This is a genomic window from Paenibacillus dendritiformis (genome assembly GCF_015845845.1).
Classification (GTDB): domain Bacteria; phylum Bacillota; class Bacilli; order Paenibacillales; family Paenibacillaceae; genus Paenibacillus_B; species Paenibacillus_B dendritiformis_C.
This window is the reverse complement of the sequence record NZ_LDIG01000224.1, coordinates 1-3,169: the sequence shown is the minus strand read 5'-3', so window position 1 is coordinate 3,169 and position 3,169 is coordinate 1. Positions and strand designations below refer to the sequence as shown.

Genomic DNA, 3,169 nt, shown 5'->3' with positions numbered 1-3,169 from the left:
TCATGGCCTCGTCTGCGCGGACGAAACCCATAGCTATGTTCGGAAAATGCAGGGTCAAACACCGGTGTCAATACTTGCGTTATTGCTTGTTGAATGAATCGGTCTGTCACGGTTGGTATGCCTAATAGCCGAACTCCCCCGTTCGGTTTCGGGATTTCGACCCGACGGACTGGACTTGGCTCATAGGTTCCCTCTTTCAAGCGGTGACGGATTTCTTGCCAGTTTTGCAGGATGTGGGCTCGTAACTCTTTTACGGCCATTCCGTCTACGCCGTGGCTTCCTTTGTTCTCCTCCACACGTTTCAGTGCAGTTAGCAAGTTTTCCCGTGACAACAGCAACTCCATCATTCGTGACATACTCCTCGCGTGAATTGTTCTTCTGTTCATGCCGCTGTAAGCTCAGCCCTTCTGGATACCCTTGCGTATTCACCGCTACTTCCCCAGATAGGTCTCCGAGAATAAAAACAGGAGATTGTCTGCCTTCATTGCTTACATTCGAAATCCAAGTTGTTCAATTCCTATAACATGTTCAGTCCTTCCGACCGTTGACGTCACAACCGTCGTACTATGACCTCTGCTGACTTCTGTATGTTCAGTCTGCCTTCACAGGCAGATTTACAGAGTTACTCTGCGTTCATACAGATCTCCCCAGGTAAGAGCGCTATCTTCCTCTCCATCTATCTGCTTCATTTACTTTCGCATGCCTTCGGCAGTAAGGACTTTGGTTTGTTTGGCAACCTCATCCAACATGCGCTAGCCTTATATGAAGTTCGTGTTCCTCAGACCGGAGATTTGCCGCCGACTTCCTTCAGATTCGACCTCACGGTCGACACCCTTGTCTTAAGCTACGGCTACTACTGCCTTCACCGTTCGGGACTTGAACCCTAGAGATAGCGCCCATGCTGGGCGCACCAAAAGACTGTCGACAGGACTTTGTCGACAGTCTGAGAAGCCGGCTGATGCCGGCTTTTTGCTTTGCCGTACGCCTCGATTTTTGCTGTGCTGTACGGCTCGAGGCTACGCCTTCATCGTATCCAGCCAGGAGCGTTCCGAAGACAGATACTGCATCACCGCTTGCTGAATGCTCCACAGATGCGAGGTGGACGGCTGCTTGTTATACTCATTGACGGCGCTAATCGCTGTGTTCATCGCCTGTACCAGCTTCGTCCAGGCATCGGCGGACTGCTTTGGCTGGCCCTTCTGCACCTTGCTCATATGCTGGGTCCACTGCAGATGCCGCTCCCGCAGCCGCTCGGTGTCTTCCGCCGCGAAGGCCGCGGATTCGGTTCCCTCCAGATGGGCAACCGATTGCGCCATAAGCCAGCCGATGACATTGTCGCTGGCTGCGATGAACTGCTCCACATCGGCGGCATTCCCTTGGAAGGCCAGCTTCGTTAAGGCCGGCCGGCTCATCTCCCGGACATACAAATCAATCTGGCGGTTCTTCAGCAGCCGGCTCAAGCTCATCGCATCCTCGCGCGCGGAAGCGATAGCCGCGTAGACGCGATGCTGCCCTTCCTGCTCCTCCATCGCCGCCATTCCCTTATCCCGCAGCTCGCCTATCGCCGTCTTGGCTCCTTCCGCTTTGTCGAAAACTCCATATTGAAGCATATAGAACGTCTTCTCCGGAATGTTCACGTCGGTAACGTAGACGCCTGCCGCTTGCCAAGCCGCGTCCGATTTGTCCCCATTGCCGCCTGCCGGCTGCGCCGCGGCCGGTATGGCGGCCTGATCCGCCGGCGGCTTGTCCGAGGCGGTCTGCCCCTGCTTCCCGCCGTCAGGCGTCTGCCCTGCTTGCGCGGACAGATCAGGCAGCCCCGCCGTCGGATCCGGCAGCTTCACTTCCCCCTTGAACAGGGAGAGGGCGATGAAGCCGAATACCGCTCCCGTCGCCAGCGCCCCGGTCACGGAAGCGATCACCTTCCAAAGAGACGGCTTGCGGCTACGGGTATGCACTCCGTTCCACGTCCACTCTCCTTGCTCGCTCATCGATTCGCCCGCCGGATCGGCGATAGAGACCGGAAGCGGATAACGCTGGGAGGACTCCTTGTCCGATTCCCGGAGGAAGGTCTCGATTCGGCGTATTTCGTCCTCGTCTGCGCCGGCGGGGCTAGCGGGGTCACCCGCCGCTGCCGAATTCGCCTGCCCGTGCGCATCCGCTGCTTCTCCCGCTCCCGGACCGTCCGGCAGCGTCCCTGCCTCTTCGGCAATCCTATCTATCGCATTGACCGTCAGCTCCAGGTTCGCCTGCTCCCGGCTGTCCCGCTCGTGCTGCTCCCGGCCGGATGCCGGTCCGGAATCGCCGAACCGGAATGTCATTTTGCTGTGCGAACGATTCATCATGCTCCACCTCACCTTGTCCTCTTCTTTACTATGAAATCTATGATAGATTGCAAGGCATTAGAACCTGCTCTGTCTATGAAAATGAAAAAAGGCAGATCGCTTGCTAGATTCGCCGAGGTACCGCCTCCGGCCAAATCATATGATAACGTAGTACAGCGAAAGGAGGGGCAGCATGAAAATAAACAATGTGTTGACGCCTCGCCAGGTACGACGCTTCGTGCGCCGAAATATTGGACGGAGAGTCGATATCGAGCTGGTCAGCGGCCTTGATATTGAAGGAGTCATTATCTCGGCGGGACTGACGACCTTCCGACTGCGCATCCGCCGCCGCGGCCGGAATATCATCGTTGTCATCGCGTACCGCAGAGTGCGGGACATCGAATTGGACAGGGATTAAGCCCTGCTGAAGACAGAGCTCTGGCAGACGCCGCCGGACGAACCGCTCATTTGATTATCCTTATAAATCAAAACCACCCGTCCAACGGGTGGTTTGCACTTGGGGTATAACCCCCTGTTGCCAAACTGCGCCTAAAGACGCTAGCCTGACAATTAAATTGTTCAGGCTCAGTGTAACTTGTCACTTTCACTTACCAGTTAAACTGGTTTACTTCTTCTTGCTACTGTTTCTGTTGAACGGATCTTCATACTCTTTCACACTCAGTTTATCAATTGCTTGGTCATGTGCTTCTTGTTCACGTATATATTTTGCAACGGTTGCTTCATTTAAGCCTACTGTGCTGACGTAGTATCCCTCCGCCCAAAATTTTCGATTGCCATATTTATACTTCAAACCGGCATGCTTCTCGAATATCATCAGTGAGCTTTTT

At 54.7% G+C, this 3,169-nt stretch carries 3 protein-coding genes and 1 pseudogene; 1 reads left to right on the top strand and 3 read right to left on the bottom strand.

Features of this window, described 5'->3' with window-relative positions:
* A pseudogene (locus ABD76_RS22500) lies at positions 1-347 on the bottom strand (group II intron reverse transcriptase/maturase); the annotation flags it as partial.
* Between the two features lie 669 nt (positions 348-1,016).
* A complete protein-coding gene (locus tag ABD76_RS22495) occupies positions 1,017-2,342 on the bottom strand; it encodes an SPOR domain-containing protein (RefSeq protein ID WP_242069740.1) in 1,326 nt (441 codons plus the stop codon).
* A 172-nt stretch (positions 2,343-2,514) separates the two neighbouring features.
* Between ABD76_RS22495 and ABD76_RS22490 the strand changes: the two genes are divergently transcribed.
* Positions 2,515-2,739: an acetyl-CoA acetyltransferase gene (locus ABD76_RS22490; protein WP_197259302.1), complete on the top strand. Its 225-nt coding sequence runs from the start codon at positions 2,515-2,517 to the stop codon at positions 2,737-2,739.
* A gap of 207 nt (positions 2,740-2,946) precedes the next feature.
* Here the strand turns inward: ABD76_RS22490 and ABD76_RS22485 are convergent.
* On the bottom strand, positions 2,947-3,169 hold a 223-nt coding region (locus tag ABD76_RS22485), incomplete at its 5' end, for a transposase (RefSeq protein WP_197259301.1).

Coding starts and splice junctions, on each gene's coding strand:
- ABD76_RS22490 (WP_197259302.1), top strand. CDS start 2,515: ATGAAAATAAACAATGTGTTGACGCCTCGCCAGGTACGACGCTTCGTG.
- ABD76_RS22495 (WP_242069740.1), bottom strand. CDS start 2,342: ATGATGAATCGTTCGCACAGCAAAATGACATTCCGGTTCGGCGATTCC.